The sequence below is a fragment of the Waltera sp. genome (genome assembly GCF_046969025.1).
In the GTDB taxonomy this organism is placed as follows: domain Bacteria; phylum Bacillota; class Clostridia; order Lachnospirales; family Lachnospiraceae; genus Acetatifactor; species Acetatifactor acetigignens.
On sequence record NZ_JBKVQF010000031.1, the window covers coordinates 19,137 to 35,104 of the forward strand.

The following is a 15,968-nucleotide window of genomic DNA, read 5'->3' on the forward strand; positions in this document are numbered from 1 at the left end:
AAGAACTCATTATGGTAGAATTGGATGTGAAGATTACATCGGGGGATTTATATGACTTTTTATTGCGGCACAGCTACAACAGTGTGTCCGGACTTCTGGGAGCAGTGATTGGAGCTTTGGGCGTGATCGTGGGCATCTCGAGACAGTACTGGATCTATCTGATTCTTGGCGTGGTGATTCTGTTATATCTCCCATGGACACTCTATATCAAGAGCAAACAGCAGGCAGTAAACAATCCGGTCTTCAAGGAACCGCTGCATTATGTGTTGGATGAGAACGGCATTACCATCTCCCAGGGGGACAGCTCCACCTGTCAGAAATGGGAGGATTGCTTGAAAGCGGTATCCACCGGACGCAGCATCATTGTGTATACGGCGAAAAATAATGCAACAATTTTTCCTAAAAGTCAGATGCAGGATAAGACAACGGATGTTATTGAAATGATTTCCACCCATATGCCGCCCACAAAAGTGAAGATCCGCAGCTAGATGCATGGATACAGCAAAAGAATAGAGCATGTGGTTACTTCGCCATATAAAACTGCTTATCTGTCTGTATGCAGGCATTCGCAGAACGCAGTTTTGCATGGCTCTGAATAGTTACGAATTAAATAAAAAGTAACAGTAACTGCATAACCGTAACATGTAACACGTAACATGTAACAATAGAAAGCGTAAGGAAAATGACAACAGGCGATTCAGCAGATAACAGAGAATGCAAAAAAGAGATCATAGAGACCCACAGTGCGGAAGAGACCTTTGCACTGGGACAACGGATCGGCAGGGAAGCACTTCCCGGACAGGTCTACACGCTGATCGGTGATCTGGGAGTAGGCAAGACCGTATTTACCCAAGGTGTGGCAGATGGCCTCGGAATCACGGAGCCGGTGAACAGCCCGACCTTTACCATTGTGCAGATCTACGAGGAAGGACGTATGCCCTTTTACCATTTTGATGTCTATCGTATTGGCGATGTGGAGGAGATGGAGGAGATTGGCTATGAGGATTGTTTTTACGGGGAAGGACTTTGCCTGATCGAGTGGGCGAATCTGATCGAAGAGATCCTGCCGGAACATTACAGGCAGGTGACCATAGAAAAGGATCTGGAGAAAGGCTTTGATTACCGCCGGATCACGATTGAGGAGAGGACTACAGTATGAAAATATTAGCTTTGGACAGTTCCGGACTGGTGGCCAGCGCCGCCATCGTGGAGGATGACGTCCTGATCGCGGAATACACCACGGATTACAAGAAAACACATTCCCAGACATTATTACCCATGCTTGATGAGATCCGGCAGATGATCGATCTGGATCTGCATACCATTGATGCGATTGCCATTTCCGCAGGACCTGGTTCTTTTACCGGACTTCGGATCGGGGCGGCTACGGCAAAGGGACTGGGACTGGCATTGAACCTTCCGCTGGTAGAGGTCCCGACACTGGAGGGACTGGCTTTTAACCTCTGGGGAACGGACAAGCTGGTATGTCCCATCATGGATGCCAGAAGGAATCAGGTATATACCGGAATTTATGAGTTCTGTAAAGAGGAGATCCCGGAAAAGGAAAGCTCAGAACATCAACTTGTGATGCACAGTATCAAAGAGCAGTGCGCTATTGCCGTGGACGAGCTGGTGGAGGAATTAAACCGTCTGGGACGGGAAGTGATCTTCTTAGGAGACGGCGTTCCGGTCTACAGGGAACAGATCTTACAGAAACTGAAGGTTCCCTGCTCCTTTGCTCCGGCTGCCAATAATCGTCAGCGTGCTGCCAGTGTGGCTTCTCTGGGAGCTGTCTACTATGCACATGGCAGAACGGTGACCGCAGCGGAGCATGAACCCGAATACCTGCGTAAGAGCCAGGCAGAGCGGGAGCGAGAGGAACAGGAGAAGGCTGCAAAAGAGGCACAGGCATGAAAATAGAAGTTCGTAAGTTACAGAATACGGATATCGAAGAACTGAGCCGGATCGAAGCTGCGTCCTTCAGCATGCCATGGTTGGCGGAAGATTTCAGAGGACTTCTGACGAGAGATTATTGCCTGTATGTCGTGGCGGAGGCAGACGGTCATATCGCGGGCTGCGCCGGGCTGACGGACAGTTTTCATGAGGGCAATATCGACAACGTGGTGACAGCACCGGAATATCGAAATCTGGGCATTGGCGGCAAAATGCTGGAAGAGTTGTTACGCCTCGGCAATGAGCGCGGGATCACAGCATATACGCTGGAAGTCAGAGTGAGCAATGCACCGGCCATCCGTTTGTATGAGAAATTCGGTTTTGTCTCCGAGGGGATCCGCCCGAAATTTTATGAAAAACCGACAGAGGATGCCATGATCATGTGGCGCCGTTAACAAGTATTACCATCACTTTTCCGGCGGATTATCCATTATAATGATGCCAGGGTCAAAAGGTAACATTTACAGTCAGAAAGGTGGAAACAGGATGCGAAAAGAAGAAAACGGTAAATTACAGCAGGTAATCTGTAACGGCTGCGGCAAGGAGTTGAAGATAGAAAATGAAATCGTCCGTGAAGGATGTTTCGCCGCAGATGTGAGATTTGGCTATTTCAGCAGGAAAGACGGGCTCAGACACAGGTTTGACCTGTGCGAAGACTGCTATGACAAATGGATCCATACGTTTGCCGTTCCGGTGGAAGAAATGCCGGAGACAGAGCTTTTATAGACAGAAAGAACAAAAAGATGCTGCTTAGGCAAGATTGCGAGGAAAGATGTTAGACGTTTGCTTATTGGGAACCGGAGGAATGATGCCACTGCCTTACAGATGGCTGACCTCCCTGATGATGCGCTATAACGGGAAAAGTATTCTGATCGACTGCGGAGAGGGCACCCAGATTGCCATGAGGGAAAAAGGCTGGAGCCCGAACCCCATCGACATTATCTGCTTTACCCATTTTCACGCGGATCATATCAGCGGTCTTCCGGGAATGCTTCTGACCATGGGAAATGCAGAGCGCACGGAACCGCTGCTCCTGATCGGGCCCAGGGGACTTGCCAAAGTGGTGGCTTCTCTGCGGGTGATCGCACCGGAGCTTCCTTTTGAAGTAAAATGCATGGAGATCACGGAGAATGCTCAGACATTTTCTTTTGAAGGATTCCGTCTGGAAGCCTTCAAAGTGAACCACAATGTGCTCTGTTATGGGTACAGTATGGTGATTGACCGTGCGGGTCGATTTGATAAGGACAGAGCTTTGGAGCAGGAAATCCCCATGAAATTCTGGAGCCGTCTGCAAAAGGGGGAGACTCTGGAGGAAAACGGAAGAGTCTTCACTCCGGATATGGTATTGGGAGCGGAACGAAAGGGCCTGAAGGTGACCTACAGTACAGACACCCGTCCTACTGAAAGCATCCGTCAGAATGCCCAGGGAGCGGATCTGCTGATTCTGGAAGGAATGTATGGCGAACCCGACAAGCTGGTCAAAGCCAGAGAACATAAGCACATGACAATGTACGAAGCGGCGAAGATCGCAAAAGAAGTGGGGGCACCGAAACTGTGGCTGACACATTACAGCCCTTCTATGACGAGACCTGAGGAATTCATGGATGATGTCCGGAAGATTTTCCCCGCAGCTTATGCGGCAAAGGACGGTTGGACCATGGAATTGAACTTTGATGAAGGGAAGTAGGAAAATATGAAAAAAAACAACACGTCGATGACGAAAATTACGGTTTTTCTGATCTTCCTCATTGTCCTGGTAGTGGGATATTATTCGTATCTGTCGGGAAAAAGCAGGACAGAACAGCAGGAGGCCATTATGTCAGAGGTGGATACGGCACTCTCCAGAGATCTGACCAATAATTATCCTGCGACACCTAAGGAAGTAATCAGATATTACAATGATCTGATCAAATGCTTCTACAATGAAGACTGTACCACGGAGGAGCTTCAGGAACTGGGTAGGAAATCCCTTCAGCTGTTCGATGAGGAACTCCGGGCAAATAACGAAGAAGATACCTATCTGACCCGATTACAGGGAGAGGTTAAGAACTATAAGGACAATAAGAGAAAAATAACAAGTGTTTCTCTTGCGTCCAGCACCAATGTGGACTATTATACAGCAGACGGATATTCTTTTGCCCGGATTGCCTGTGGCTATGGCATGACGGAAAACGGAAAAAAGAGTTCCACCATGCTGGTATATCTGCTTCGCAGGGATGAAAACCGCAAATGGAGGATCTACGGCTGGGAGACGGCGGATCAGTTGAATGATAGTCTGGAACAGCAGGAGAATAATTAAAAGCAAAGTAGGCAGAAAAATGGCAGAGACAGAAAAACAAAAAGATATTTATATTCTGGGAATTGAGAGCTCCTGTGATGAGACAGCGGCTTCTGTGGTGAAAAACGGCAGGGAAGTGCTTTCCAACGTCATTTCCTCACAGATTGCATTACATACCCTGTACGGTGGTGTGGTGCCGGAAATCGCATCCCGCAAACATATTGAGAAGATCAATCAGGTCATTGAGCAGGCACTTGCCGATGCCCATGTGACACTGGAAGACATTACCGCCATTGCGGTGACCTATGGTCCCGGACTGGTGGGAGCACTTCTGGTGGGTGTATCTGAGGCAAAAGCAATCAGTTTTGCTACCGGAATTCCCCTGGTTGGAGTACATCATATTGAGGGACACATCAGTGCCAACTTCATTGAGAATAAAGAACTGGAACCTCCTTTTATCTGTCTGGTGGCATCCGGCGGCCACTCACATCTGGTGGTGGTCAAGGATTACGGTGAATATGAGATCATCGGACGGACCAGAGATGATGCGGCGGGAGAAGCTTTTGACAAGGTGGCCCGTGCCATCGGACTGGGATATCCCGGCGGTCCCAAGATTGACAAGGTGTCGAAGGAGGGCAATCCGGATGCCATCCACTTCCCCAGAGCAGCAGTGGCGGAGAATGAATATGATTTCAGCTTCAGCGGTCTGAAATCCGCAGTGCTGAACTATCTGAACGGATGCCAGATGAAGGGAGAAGAGATTAATCAGGCGGATGTGGCTGCTTCCTTCCAGAAAGCAGTCGTAGATGTGCTGGTGAGCCATTCCCTCCATGCAGTGAAGGCTTATGGACTGAATAAATTTGCCATTGCCGGCGGCGTGGCTTCGAATTCTTCCCTGCGGGCAGCGTTTGAGGAAGAATGCGGAAAACGTAACATAGCATTTTATCATCCCTCCCCCATTTTCTGTACCGATAATGCGGCAATGATCGGTGTGGCCGGCTATTACGAGTACATTAAGGGTGTCCGCAGCGGTTATGATCTGAATGCGGTGCCGAATTTAAAGCTGGGCGAGCGATAAGAACTGAAAAAAGACTTCAAGGAAAGACAGACACAATATGGTAGACAGAGTAGCACAGGACAGAAATGAGACAGAAGATTACAGCATGAAAAATGAGATGGAAAACGGACAGGAGCCTCAGGAGAATGGGGAAAAGCCCAGATGTACCGCTATTATCCTTGCGGCGGGCAGCGGAAGCCGCATGCAGTCGTCGGTGGCGAAGCAGTTTTTACCGTTAAAAGGAAAGCCCCTGATCTGGTATGCTTTGCATGCGGTGGAGGAATCCCGGATCATTGATGACTGTATTCTGGTGACGGCAGAGCAGGATATTCCCTATGTCCGGGAAGAAATCGTGCAAAAATATCATTTTACCAAAGTAAATATTATTACTTCTGGAGGAGCGGAACGGTATCTGTCCGTGGGGAGAGCCTTACAGCTGATTGCTGACGGACGGTTGAAAGTACCCAATGAGCACGGATATGTGTTCATTCACGATGGAGCCAGACCTTTTCTGACAGAGAAGATATTAGAAGATACCTATGCAGCGGCCGTGCAATATCAGGCCTGTGTGGCGGCGGTACAGAGCAAGGATACGGTAAAGATCAGTGACGGAGAAGGCTTTGCCCTGTCCACTCCGGATCGAAGAACCGTCTGGAATATCCAGACACCGCAGGTATTTGAGACCAGCCTGATCCTGCAGGCATACGAGAGACTGAAAAATCGTCTTCCCAGGATGCAGGAACAGGGCATTCAGGTAACGGATGATGCCAGCGTTGTGGAACTGTTTACTGAGACAAGAGTGAAGCTGGTAGAGGCTTCTTATCAGAATATTAAGATCACAACGCCGGAAGATATGAAAACAGCCGAGGCATTTCTGGAGGATTAAATCCTCCGAAGATGTCCCGGCTGTTCCTTTGTGCATTTCTATCAAGAGATTGTTCTATTTTTCCCGCATGGCACTGGGGGTCACTCCGTATACCTTCTTGAAGGCACGCCGGAAAGTATTGGAATTATTATATCCCACAGCAATATACAGCTCATTCAGACTGATATCGGTCTCCTTGATCAGTCTTGCGGCCTCCGTCATGCGGATATTCTCCAGATAAGTGGAGAAGTTGACTCCGGTCTTTTCCTTGAACATATGGGAGAAATAGCTCTCTGAGATCTGGAATTCATCGGAGATCTTGTTAAGCCCTAAGGAAGGGTCCTTGTAATTTTCCTTAATATATTTCTCAATGGTGGCGGATAACGTATTGTCATCCTCCTTATTGCCGAAGAGATTACACAGGGATAAGGCAAGATCTTCGCACAATTTGAAGGTCAGGTGCTCATTGAAACGTTCATCCAGCACCTTTACAGCTTCGGGATCCGCGTCCTGAGGCAGTGCAAATCTTGCTTTTAATAAAGTGTTACGGATATCTGACAGCAGGTATTTTAACAGGTTGACCGGCAGGGTACGTTCCTCGATATTCTCCTGATGGATCAGGTTGAACATCTCTAATACCTGCGGCGTATTGCCCGTGGAGATGAAGTGGATCAGCTTCGTGGAGATCTCCGGCGGATAATAGAATACGTTGGAATCCTTTTTAATGAATTCATACGGGAAGAAAATATAGTTCTTCGTCGTATAACTTACAGCTTCGGAGGCCTGCTGGTAGCATTCCCATACATTCATCAGGGAATCCGTATTGCGTCCGATACCGGCGAAGAGCCAGATGTCGTAAGTGTCCAGCAGATAATCATGCAGACGCAGGATGCAGTTGTTGATCTTCAGGATCAGATCCTTTTCTTCTTCCTCTGAGCAATGCAGCAAAACGGAATAGGTACGGTCCGAGGGGCTGAAATAGAACAGCGGTGTACCGAAGAAATTCTCCAGTGCGGACTCGATGATCTTTTCCAGTTCTTCCATGGATTCCACGCCGCCGGGGAGAGTGATTTCTGTATTGTCTCCGAAATTATTATAGTAGACGATGTACAACACATTATAATAAGAAGAATCCGCAATACCCAGATAGTTTTCCATGTAGGTAACTTCATCCTCGGAAGTAGCAGTACCGGATAACAGCTGTCTCACATAGGAGGTACAGATGATCGGACGCTGACTGTCTACCACTTCCTGCAGATTTTTCTGTACTTCCACAGCGGTCTGCAATTCCTGCCCAAGCTCAATGATCGGGCGGACATTGCGGCGGGAGAAATAATAGACCAGACAGCCGCCTGTAAGCAATGCCAGCAGGGCAAAAAAGATGAAAAGCAGCTGGGTGCCACCCAATCCGGCGGCCGCCTTGTAGGGCGGGAAGCTGAAATAGTAAGAATAACTGGTGTTATCCGAAACGTATTTCCCCAAAGTAAAGTTCTGTCCATCGATCCGGACCTCTGCATAGCCCTTATTAAAGTCCAGAGAATCCAACATTTCTGCGGAAATGCTGTCCGGAGTATTTATCGTAAGCACGGTGGAGTCATCTTCCGCGGTCACCGCCAGGAAATTATCACCATCCATCTGAACACAGTCGAACAGATCCGCCATCTTATCCTGTTCGAAGATAAAGCAGACCTTCGCATTGGCATCCATATAATAGAGATCGTTCAGGTCGATGATATACATATAATATTTTTCGCTGTAATTTGGCATGAACTGATCCATGGGAAGAAAGCGGTTCTCGTATTCCGGTTCCGTCATGTAGGAGTGCCACATTTCCTTTTCGGTAGAAGGATACTTCTGGATCCAACTATAGAACCGCTTTGCGGATATAAAATAAGTAGGATTCAATACATAGTCTGTCTCCGGAAAATAGACAAAGGACTCTTTTAACGGAAGAAGAGCTTCTGCATATACATTGGTAGCCAGAGAGTTCTGCAATTCATTTCCCATTTCCGTAAAAGGATAATAGGTATTCTCATAATTCATGACTTTCCGGAAAGTGTCGTTCTGCAGAAGCTGTCTGCAATAGACTTCCATGATATTCAGATCGCTTTCAAACAGCTCTGCATTGCTGATCAGGGTTGTCTCGTTCTGCTGATCATAAGAATCACGCGCGTTATTTATCGTAGAACGGTATAAAAAGATGAACAAAACCAGAATGATCAGCAGGAAAATACTGTAAGAGGTTACCATTTTCAGCATTAATGTATTGTTGTGGCTTGTATAATTTGTATCATTAAGGGTGTCTTTTTTATTAAAAATCATTCATGATCACTCCCGTGTCTCAATTTTTTTAGATAATATACCGAATAAACCATGTCTATTGTATCAGTTACTAACAAAGGAAGCAAGATGTAACCCCTTTCAAATTTAAAAATATCAAATGTAAGTACTTTCAAAGAATGCAGTAAAATCAAGGGTTTGCAGAATCGGTGGTCAAAATTTGCACCCGAACGCAAAAATTGTAACTTGTTTTTCCCGGTGACGGATGGTAAGGTGAGGGCAAGTCAAGGGAATGACCCCATGACAAATCATGATTCCAAATTTTTAGGGAGGAACAAAATGAAGAGAAAAGTATTATCCGTACTTTTAGCATCTGCTATGGTAGCTTCCTTAGCAGCATGCGGAAGCAGCAATGATGCTCCTGCAGCATCCACCGACAGCGCAGCAACTGGCAGCGCAGCAGCTTCTACCGAGGCAGCATCTACCGAAGCTTACAATCTGGAGGAGATTAACGTAGTAGTTAATGGTACTCTGACCGCAACCGTTGACAACGGCCAGGCTGAATTCGTTCAGCAGTGGGATGATGCAGTATCCGAAGCAATCGGTCATCCTATTAAGATGAACATCCAGCAGTTAGACCACTCCGGTTATACCGATGCAGTAGGTCGTCTGTTCGCAGGCGGTGACTATCCTGATGTAATGATCATGAGTGCAGATATGTTCAAGCAGTATGCACCTACCGGTCTGCTGTGGGATATGTCCGAAGCATATGCAAACGCTAAATTCCAGTCTCACCTGATCCTGCCTGAGATCAACGAGAACCTGAAGGATGAGGAAGGTCATCTGTATGGCTTCGCTCCTACCTATGGTAATGGATGTGTTACTTACGTTAAGCAGGCATGGTTAGATGCAGTTGGCCTGAAGGCTGAAGACATCAAGACTTATGATGATTACTACAACATGCTGTTAAAGTTCCACAACGAAGATCCCGATGGCAACGGCGTAACCGGTGATACCTATGGTGTTATCGCAGCTGGTTTCGTTGGTAACGAGGCTCCTTATGTAAACTATCTGCCTGAGTTCTGGCAGGATTCTTATCCCGCAATCCTGCAGGATGAGAATGGTACCTGGTACGATGGATTCCAGACCGATGCTACCAAGGCAGCTCTGTTAAGATTACAGCAGGCTTACAAGGATGGCGCTATCGACCCTGAGACCCTGACCGCTTCTACCAAGATCGCTCGTGAGAAATGGTTCTCTAACGATCAGACTGGTTCTTCAGGTGTATTCACTTACTGGGCAGGTTCCTGGTATCAGACTCTGACCGATAACCTGATCAAGAACGGTGTTGATGAGAAGCTGGTTGAGCTGGCTCCTATCGCTGAGGTTGGCGCTTACCTGAACAGAGAAGCTCCTGTATGGGTTATCATTGATGACGGTGACGGAGACAATTCCCGTGAGCAGGCTATCTTCGATGCATTCATCGAGACCATGATGGATGGTGACAAGGTGCAGACACTGTGGACCTACGGTGCAGAGGATGTTCACTGGTCTACCAAGGCTGAAAGCTTCACCATCAATGCAGGTACTGACAAAGAGAAGTCTTACGAGTACGAAGATGGTCAGTTCCACTTAAAGCAGTCTCCTAACGATCCTAACTCCGTATGGAAGAAGAACGCTATGGATCCCGCTCTGGTTATCTGCTCTCTGGACAACGGCTTTAACGATATCTCCAGCCTGGCTGCAGAAGGTAACAAGTTCTTCACCGAGAACTGCAAGGATGCTCCTCAGTCTCCTACCTCTGAGACCTACACCAACGAGTCCGGTACCATCTATGATGCTAAGCTGGCAGCTATCACTTCTGTAGTAGTTGATGGCGGCGATGTAGATGCAGCTATGCAGACCTACGTTGACACTGTTGGCAGTATCATTGATCAGTGCTTAGCTGAACTGAATCAGTAATTGAGACCGTAATAGAGTAGCGGAAGCTGCAAAATATGATATAATTATCCTGTCCCATCGGGATACAAAGCCCATGGGACAGGATATTTTAGAGAGAAAAGAATGTGTGAGATGAAGTTGAAAGGAAGAGGGATGGTATGAGCAAGAAAAAGAAAATCACCACATCCACCGGCGTAGAAGTACGTCACAAGCCTTTGGGTCTCCGGATCTGGAATAACAGAGGCTATTATGTAATGTTCCTGCCTGTATTTATATTTATTTTGATCATGTATTACTGGCCCATGCTTGGTATTCGTTATGCATTCTACGATTACAAGCCCGTAGGTGCTCCTACTTTTGTGGGACTCAAGCACTTTTACAGTATGTTTAAGACCGATGCGTTCTGGAGTGCATTCAGGAACACATTGGAACTGAGTATCATGAAGTTATTGATCACGACCTTCACTGCGGTTATCGTATCAATCTTCTTAAATGAAATGGGAAATCTCTTTGCAAAGAAAACTTTGCAGACTATTATATATCTGCCCCACTTTATGTCATGGGCAGTAGTTGCATCTATCTTCAGCCTGTTCCTGTCTCCTTCCTCTACCGGTCTGGTAAACGGATTGCTGCGTGACTGGGGCATCCTGGCACCGGATGCCAAGGGAATTTATTTCCTGGCAAGCACTGCATGGTGGAGACCGATCTTCTACATTATCAATATCTGGAAAGAGACCGGTTGGGGAACCATTATCTTCCTGGCTACTCTGGCAGGTATCAACCCGGAGCTGTATGAAGCAGCTGATATCGACGGTGCAACCCGTATGCAGAAGATGCGTTTCGTAACGCTGCCTGCACTGTCCAATACTATTATCACTGTATTGATCCTGAACCTTGCTAAGGTTATGAATATGTTCGAGTCCGTATTCGTATTGTACAACAATGCGGTATACAGCGTATCTGATGTTATTTCTACTTATATTTATCGTCAGACATTCGCAATCGCTCTGCCGAACTATGGTTACTCTACAGCAGTTGGTCTCTTCAAGTCCCTGGTTGGCTGTGTACTGGTACTGATATGTAACTGGGCTAGTAAGAAGACCCGTGGCCGTGGCATTGTATAGGAGGTGTTAAACGTGGCAAAGACAGCTTATCGTAAACCTAAGAAAAAGGTTCATGTATTCGATATTGTAAACTACATCGTATTTATTCTCATCGGCCTCCTGGTTCTGGTACCTATCTGGAAGGTAGTAGTAGACTCCTTCAATGCTGTGGGTGTATACCAGTTCAGACTGTGGCCGGAGGATTTTACCTTAGATGGCTATAAGACCATCATTCATACCCAGAGACTTTACAGACCGTTCATCAACTCCGTGATCACAACCGTGCTCGGTACGTTCCTTGGTCTGCTCCTGTCCACCCTGGGTGGCTATGTACTGATCCAGTTTGATATGCCCGGACGTAACTTCTTCGCATATTTCCTTCTGTTTACCATGATCTTCTCCGGTGGTATGATCCCCGAGTACCTGGTAATGAAGCAGTTACACCTGGTTAACAGCATGTGGATCCTGGTGGTAAAGCACGGTATGAACGTGTACAACCTGGTACTGATGCGTAACTTCTTCGAAGGAATACCTGCCAGCCTGTTCGAGGCGGCCGAGATCGACGGATGTTCCCCTATGGGAATCTTCTTCAAGATTGTGCTTCCTCTGTCCAAAGCAGCTCTGGCTTCCATCGGCCTGATGTTCGCAGTAACCGTATGGAATGACTATTCTACCGTTAAGATCTATATTACCAATCCTGATCAGGTTAACTTCCAGTATCAGTTACGTAATATGATCATGGATGGTGATACTCCTACCACGCAGTATTCAGTATCACAGAACACTCTGTTCTATGCAGCGATCGTATGTGCAATCCTTCCTTTCATGGCATTGTATCCTTTCCTGCAGAAGTACTTCGTAAAGGGTGTTAATATCGGTGCTGTCAAGGAGTGATTTTCTTCTCACACGATGTATGGATTTCGACAAGGGAAACTTCGGTTTCCCTTGTGTTGTATCTGCGGGCAAATTCCGCAAGAAAAGATGCGCAGGGGAAGCGCAGAAATGAGGCAGAAATGAATAAAATTTTTTGGGCTGCAGATTCCACGGTCCAGACCAATGACTATACGACCTATCCGCAGACAGGCATTGGTCAGGTATTTCCTTTATTTGTAAAGCCGGAATATCAGGTATGCAATCATGCCAAGAACGGCAGAAGCACCAAAAGCTTTATGGACGAGGGGAGACTGAAAGCCATAGAGGAGAAAATTGGTGCAGGAGATTTCCTGTTTATCCAGTTTGGACACAATGACGAGAAAAAAGAGGATCCCACCAGATATACAGAGCCTTTTTCCACTTATATGGAGAATCTTGAAACCTTTATCCGTGTGGCAAAAGATCATAGCGCTTATCCGGTGCTGATCACTCCCTTAGAGCGCAGATGCTTTATGGATGAGAAACACTTGGGGATCGGAGCACATTCCGATTATGTGGCTGCTATGAAGCAGACCGCGGAGAAAAATAATGTTCCTCTGGTGGATCTCTACAGCATGAGCCGTATGGAGTTAAAAAAAGCCGGAGAGAAGAACAGCAGAAGATGGTATATGTTCTTCCCGGAGGGCGAGTATAAGAATCACCCGGAGAAATCCGAGGATAATACCCACCTGCGTTATGACGGTGCTGTGAATTTCGCATCGCTGATCGCCAGAGGGTTAAAAGAGATCGGTGGAATCTACGCAGAGATGCTGTTGGATGATCTGAAACTGTAATCCTGCAGACCATTATGAAAATACAAAAAGTCCGTTTTGCAGACAAATTTTGTCAGTGAAACGGGCTTTTTTGTATCTTGATACAAGAACCCCATTTTTTTATAATGTTGCTATCATTATGACAGACAGAGGGAGAAGAGCATGAACCCATTTCAGTTAAGTAGAAACACTACCTTACTTTCGGATGCCGTAACAGAAAAAGCCGTAGAACTTGCCTGTGAGCGACTCCGGAGAGACATGGAAAAGACTTTGACTGACATAGTCAAGAATAGAAACAGGATCATTTTGTGCAAAAAAGATCTGAAACCGGAACAATATGAGCTGGAAGTGACAGAACAGGAGATTACGATCTACGGAGCGGATGCCCGTTCCTTTATCTATGCATTAAATTACCTTAGTGAAACCTACCTTGGAGTGCTGCCATTCTGGTTCTGGAATGATCAGAAGATGGAAGTGAAATCTTATGTAGAGATCCCCTGCGGGATATACCATTCGGAGCCGGACAGAATCCGGTATCGTGGATGGTTTATCAATGACGAAGTACTGATCAGCCATTGGACAGCCGGCGTATCAAAAGACTATCCATGGGAAATGGTGTTTGAAGCGCTGCTCCGCTGTGGTGGCAATCTGGTGATCCCTGGTACGGATAAGAACTCCAGAATTTACGCTCCTATCGCGTCAAATATGGGACTTATGGTTACACATCATCATGCGGAACCACTGGGAGCGGAAATGTTCCTACGGGCTTATCCGGATCTGAAACCCTCCTATCTGAAACACGGAGACCTGTTCGATAAGCTTTGGCAGGAAGCTGTTGAAAGGCAGAAGGACGAGGAAGTCATCTGGAATATTGGCTTCCGGGGACAGGGCGATGTACCGTTCTGGGAAAATGATTCCGCGTTTGATACTTCCGAGAAGCGGGGAGAATTGATCAGCAATATTATGAAGAAACAATATGCAATGGTCAGAGAACAGATTCCGGACGCAGTGTTCTGCACAAATCTGTACGGTGAAATTCTGGAATTATATCGGGAGGGCTGTTTGCAGATTCCGGAGGATGTGATCCTGATCTGGGCAGACAACGGTTACGGCAAGATGGTATCCAGACGTCAAGGCAATCATAACCCCAGAGTGTCAGCGTTGCCGGAGGAAGGAGATAAGGGACGGCATGGCACCTATTATCATGTATCCTTCTATGATTTACAGGCGGCCAACCATATTACCATGCTGCCTAATTCCATGGAGTTCGTGGAAAAAGAGCTTACGGATGCTCTGAGGCATGGAATTACGGACCTGTGGCTTGTCAATGCATCCAATATCAAGCCGCATGTATATCCTCTTTCTTTTATTGCTAATCTGTGGAAACAGGATGCTCTGTCGGCAGAAGAGCATAGAAAGCGTTATGTCACCGAATACTATGGGGCGGAGAATGATACTGCGCAGCTTTCCATTATGGAAGACTGCATTCGCGATTATCCGAGGGCTATGTTACCCTTTGGAGAGAAAGAGGATGAGCATGCCGGAGAACAATTCTATAATTATGTTGTGAGGGATTTTATCTATAGCTGGATGAAGAACGGAGCTGCAGAACCGGTGGAAGAACTGTTCTGGTGTATTCATAAGGATACCTTTGCTGCACAGATGGAATGGTTTACAGGAAAATGTCTGCAGACGGGAAAACAGCTTGAGGGTCTGTATGAGCGCGGCCTTACCGTTGGGGAAAATGAATTATGGAAAGATTCCGTATTGCTGCAGGTGAAAATCCACCGGAATTGTCTACAGGGAGCTACCTTATTTACAGAAGCATTTGCAACATATGAACGGAAGGAATATAAGAAGGCCTTCTTCCTGTTGGGTAATGCTGCAGAAGCATTTGAAGCGGCGGACAGCGCCATGAGGGATCGGGAACACGGAAAATGGAAAGACTTTTATGCCAATGATTGCCTGACGGATGTGAAGGAGACAGCTTACTGCCTGAAACGCCTGATGGGCTATATGAGAAATCTGGGAGACGGACCGGATTTTTACAAGTGGCAGAGAGAAGTGACCTACTCTGAGAATGACAGCAAAGTAGTTCTGATCACTAATATGGAAAATCATATGACGGACTGGGAGTTGTATCTTGCAGGGAAAAGCAGACAGTGGTAAAAAGCAAATAGTAGGAATATTTGTAACAATTACATGATAACAGACACAATTCATAGAAAAAACTGTATTCAGCAAAAAGAGGAAAAGCCCAAAAACGTGATAAAATGGGCTTTTTCTCATCTTAAAAAAATAAAATAAAAATTGTGTAAAAATGTGTTGACAATAGCAAACCTTTTTGTTAGAATAGCTTTTGTCGTCAGGTGAGCAACACAGATGACAAAGACTTAAGACACACATTCGGAGAGATATCGAAGTGGTCATAACGAGGCGGTCTTGAAAACCGTTTGTCCGAAAGGGCGCGTGGGTTCGAATCCCACTCTCTCCGCTAGGCATTCGTGCCGCCGATAATTATATAGATTATTAGAATCAACTATCTGGAGAAGTACCCAAGAGGTTGAAGGGACACCCCTGGAAAGGGTGCAGGTCGTTAATAGCGGCGCGAGGGTTCAAATCCCTCCTTCTCCGTCAGCTGTTGTAAGATGTCAAAAATACTTGAAAAAAGTTGTTGACAAACAGAAATGGTTATGATAAACTATCAAAGCTGTCGCTGAAAACAACAGCAAAGCAACACAGCTCTTGCGGAGCAAGAGGTTATGATCTTTGACAAATAAACAGTAATGCAACCCTGAAAATTCCA

General features: G+C 46.4%; 15 protein-coding genes and 2 tRNA genes. 16 read left to right on the forward strand and 1 reads right to left on the reverse strand.

Going from position 1 to position 15,968, the window contains the following annotated elements; translation table 11 throughout:
- Positions 1–11: 11 nt before the first annotated feature.
- The 9 genes from ACLTOH_RS13940 to ispD all read left to right on the forward strand — a co-directional run bounded on the left by ACLTOH_RS13940 (position 12) and on the right by ispD (position 6,174).
- Complete coding sequence (locus ACLTOH_RS13940) at positions 12–488, forward strand: YcxB family protein (RefSeq protein ID WP_022313092.1); 477 nt, start codon at positions 12–14, stop codon at positions 486–488.
- 194 nt (positions 489–682) lie between these two features.
- On the forward strand, positions 683–1,159 hold the full coding sequence (tsaE, locus tag ACLTOH_RS13945; protein ID WP_022312444.1) for a tRNA (adenosine(37)-N6)-threonylcarbamoyltransferase complex ATPase subunit type 1 TsaE: 477 nt from the start codon (positions 683–685) through the stop codon (positions 1,157–1,159).
- Positions 1,156–1,914 (forward strand): tRNA (adenosine(37)-N6)-threonylcarbamoyltransferase complex dimerization subunit type 1 TsaB, encoded by a 759-nt coding sequence (tsaB, locus tag ACLTOH_RS13950; protein ID WP_118539865.1) that lies wholly within the window; start codon positions 1,156–1,158, stop codon positions 1,912–1,914. Before tsaE ends, tsaB begins: the two co-directional genes overlap by 4 nt.
- A complete protein-coding gene (rimI, locus tag ACLTOH_RS13955; RefSeq protein ID WP_118505386.1) occupies positions 1,911–2,348 on the forward strand; it encodes a ribosomal protein S18-alanine N-acetyltransferase in 438 nt (145 codons plus the stop codon). The genes tsaB and rimI overlap by 4 nt, the downstream gene beginning before the upstream one ends.
- A 91-nt stretch (positions 2,349–2,439) precedes the next feature.
- On the forward strand, positions 2,440–2,679 hold the full coding sequence (locus ACLTOH_RS13960) for a hypothetical protein (RefSeq protein WP_117467046.1): 240 nt from the start codon (positions 2,440–2,442) through the stop codon (positions 2,677–2,679).
- Between the two features lie 46 nt (positions 2,680–2,725).
- Complete coding sequence (locus tag ACLTOH_RS13965; RefSeq protein WP_117467048.1) at positions 2,726–3,640, forward strand: ribonuclease Z; 915 nt, start codon at positions 2,726–2,728, stop codon at positions 3,638–3,640.
- A gap of 6 nt (positions 3,641–3,646) precedes the next feature.
- Positions 3,647–4,252 carry a DUF6715 family protein gene (locus ACLTOH_RS13970; RefSeq protein WP_022312449.1) on the forward strand — a complete coding sequence of 202 codons (606 nt, stop codon included), beginning with the start codon at positions 3,647–3,649 and terminating at the stop codon, positions 4,250–4,252.
- Between the two features lie 19 nt (positions 4,253–4,271).
- On the forward strand, positions 4,272–5,309 hold the full coding sequence (gene tsaD / locus ACLTOH_RS13975) for a tRNA (adenosine(37)-N6)-threonylcarbamoyltransferase complex transferase subunit TsaD (protein ID WP_022312450.1): 1,038 nt from the start codon (positions 4,272–4,274) through the stop codon (positions 5,307–5,309).
- A 37-nt stretch (positions 5,310–5,346) separates the two neighbouring features.
- Positions 5,347–6,174, forward strand: a complete 828-nt coding sequence (gene ispD / locus ACLTOH_RS13980; protein ID WP_412224267.1) for a 2-C-methyl-D-erythritol 4-phosphate cytidylyltransferase — start codon at positions 5,347–5,349, stop codon at positions 6,172–6,174.
- Positions 6,175–6,228: 54 nt separating this feature from the next.
- On the opposite strand, the gene ACLTOH_RS13985 is transcribed toward ispD, so the two are convergent.
- Positions 6,229–8,475 carry a helix-turn-helix domain-containing protein gene (locus ACLTOH_RS13985; protein ID WP_412224268.1) on the reverse strand — a complete coding sequence of 749 codons (2,247 nt, stop codon included), beginning with the start codon at positions 8,473–8,475 and terminating at the stop codon, positions 6,229–6,231.
- Positions 8,476–8,772: 297 nt separating this feature from the next.
- Here ACLTOH_RS13985 and ACLTOH_RS13990 point away from each other — a divergent pair, with 297 nt between their 5' ends.
- From ACLTOH_RS13990 to ACLTOH_RS14020, 7 genes are all read left to right on the forward strand, one after another.
- The gene (locus ACLTOH_RS13990) at positions 8,773–10,395 is read left to right on the forward strand and encodes an ABC transporter substrate-binding protein (protein WP_412224269.1); all 1,623 of its coding nucleotides are present in this window, start codon (positions 8,773–8,775) and stop codon (positions 10,393–10,395) included.
- A 137-nt stretch (positions 10,396–10,532) separates the two neighbouring features.
- A complete protein-coding gene (locus ACLTOH_RS13995; protein WP_117467055.1) occupies positions 10,533–11,498 on the forward strand; it encodes an ABC transporter permease in 966 nt (321 codons plus the stop codon).
- Positions 11,499–11,510: 12 nt separating this feature from the next.
- A complete protein-coding gene (locus ACLTOH_RS14000) occupies positions 11,511–12,371 on the forward strand; it encodes a carbohydrate ABC transporter permease (protein WP_117467057.1) in 861 nt (286 codons plus the stop codon).
- A gap of 119 nt (positions 12,372–12,490) precedes the next feature.
- Entirely contained in the window at positions 12,491–13,183 is a 693-nt protein-coding gene (locus ACLTOH_RS14005; protein ID WP_412224270.1) for a rhamnogalacturonan acetylesterase, read from the forward strand.
- Positions 13,184–13,324: 141 nt separating this feature from the next.
- A complete protein-coding gene (locus ACLTOH_RS14010) occupies positions 13,325–15,331 on the forward strand; it encodes a glycosyl hydrolase 115 family protein (protein ID WP_117467059.1) in 2,007 nt (668 codons plus the stop codon).
- Between the two features lie 239 nt (positions 15,332–15,570).
- Positions 15,571–15,656, forward strand: a tRNA-Ser gene (locus ACLTOH_RS14015).
- 51 nt (positions 15,657–15,707) lie between these two features.
- Positions 15,708–15,796 (forward strand) — tRNA-Ser (locus ACLTOH_RS14020).
- Positions 15,797–15,968 lie beyond the last annotated feature (172 nt).

What these genes read in the sequence shown, in the direction of transcription:
- ACLTOH_RS13965 (WP_117467048.1), top strand. Translation starts at nt 2,726, where the DNA reads ATGTTAGACGTTTGCTTATTGGGAACCGGAGGAATGATGCCACTGCCT.
- ACLTOH_RS13970 (WP_022312449.1), top strand. Translation starts at nt 3,647, where the DNA reads ATGAAAAAAAACAACACGTCGATGACGAAAATTACGGTTTTTCTGATC.
- ispD (WP_412224267.1), top strand. Translation starts at nt 5,347, where the DNA reads ATGGTAGACAGAGTAGCACAGGACAGAAATGAGACAGAAGATTACAGC.
- ACLTOH_RS13960 (WP_117467046.1), top strand. Translation starts at nt 2,440, where the DNA reads ATGCGAAAAGAAGAAAACGGTAAATTACAGCAGGTAATCTGTAACGGC.
- tsaE (WP_022312444.1), top strand. Translation starts at nt 683, where the DNA reads ATGACAACAGGCGATTCAGCAGATAACAGAGAATGCAAAAAAGAGATC.
- ACLTOH_RS14005 (WP_412224270.1), top strand. Translation starts at nt 12,491, where the DNA reads ATGAATAAAATTTTTTGGGCTGCAGATTCCACGGTCCAGACCAATGAC.
- tsaD (WP_022312450.1), top strand. Translation starts at nt 4,272, where the DNA reads ATGGCAGAGACAGAAAAACAAAAAGATATTTATATTCTGGGAATTGAG.
- ACLTOH_RS13995 (WP_117467055.1), top strand. Translation starts at nt 10,533, where the DNA reads ATGAGCAAGAAAAAGAAAATCACCACATCCACCGGCGTAGAAGTACGT.
- ACLTOH_RS14010 (WP_117467059.1), top strand. Translation starts at nt 13,325, where the DNA reads ATGAACCCATTTCAGTTAAGTAGAAACACTACCTTACTTTCGGATGCC.
- rimI (WP_118505386.1), top strand. Translation starts at nt 1,911, where the DNA reads ATGAAAATAGAAGTTCGTAAGTTACAGAATACGGATATCGAAGAACTG.
- ACLTOH_RS13985 (WP_412224268.1), bottom strand. Translation starts at nt 8,475, where the DNA reads ATGATTTTTAATAAAAAAGACACCCTTAATGATACAAATTATACAAGC.
- tsaB (WP_118539865.1), top strand. Translation starts at nt 1,156, where the DNA reads ATGAAAATATTAGCTTTGGACAGTTCCGGACTGGTGGCCAGCGCCGCC.
- ACLTOH_RS13990 (WP_412224269.1), top strand. Translation starts at nt 8,773, where the DNA reads ATGAAGAGAAAAGTATTATCCGTACTTTTAGCATCTGCTATGGTAGCT.
- ACLTOH_RS13940 (WP_022313092.1), top strand. Translation starts at nt 12, where the DNA reads ATGGTAGAATTGGATGTGAAGATTACATCGGGGGATTTATATGACTTT.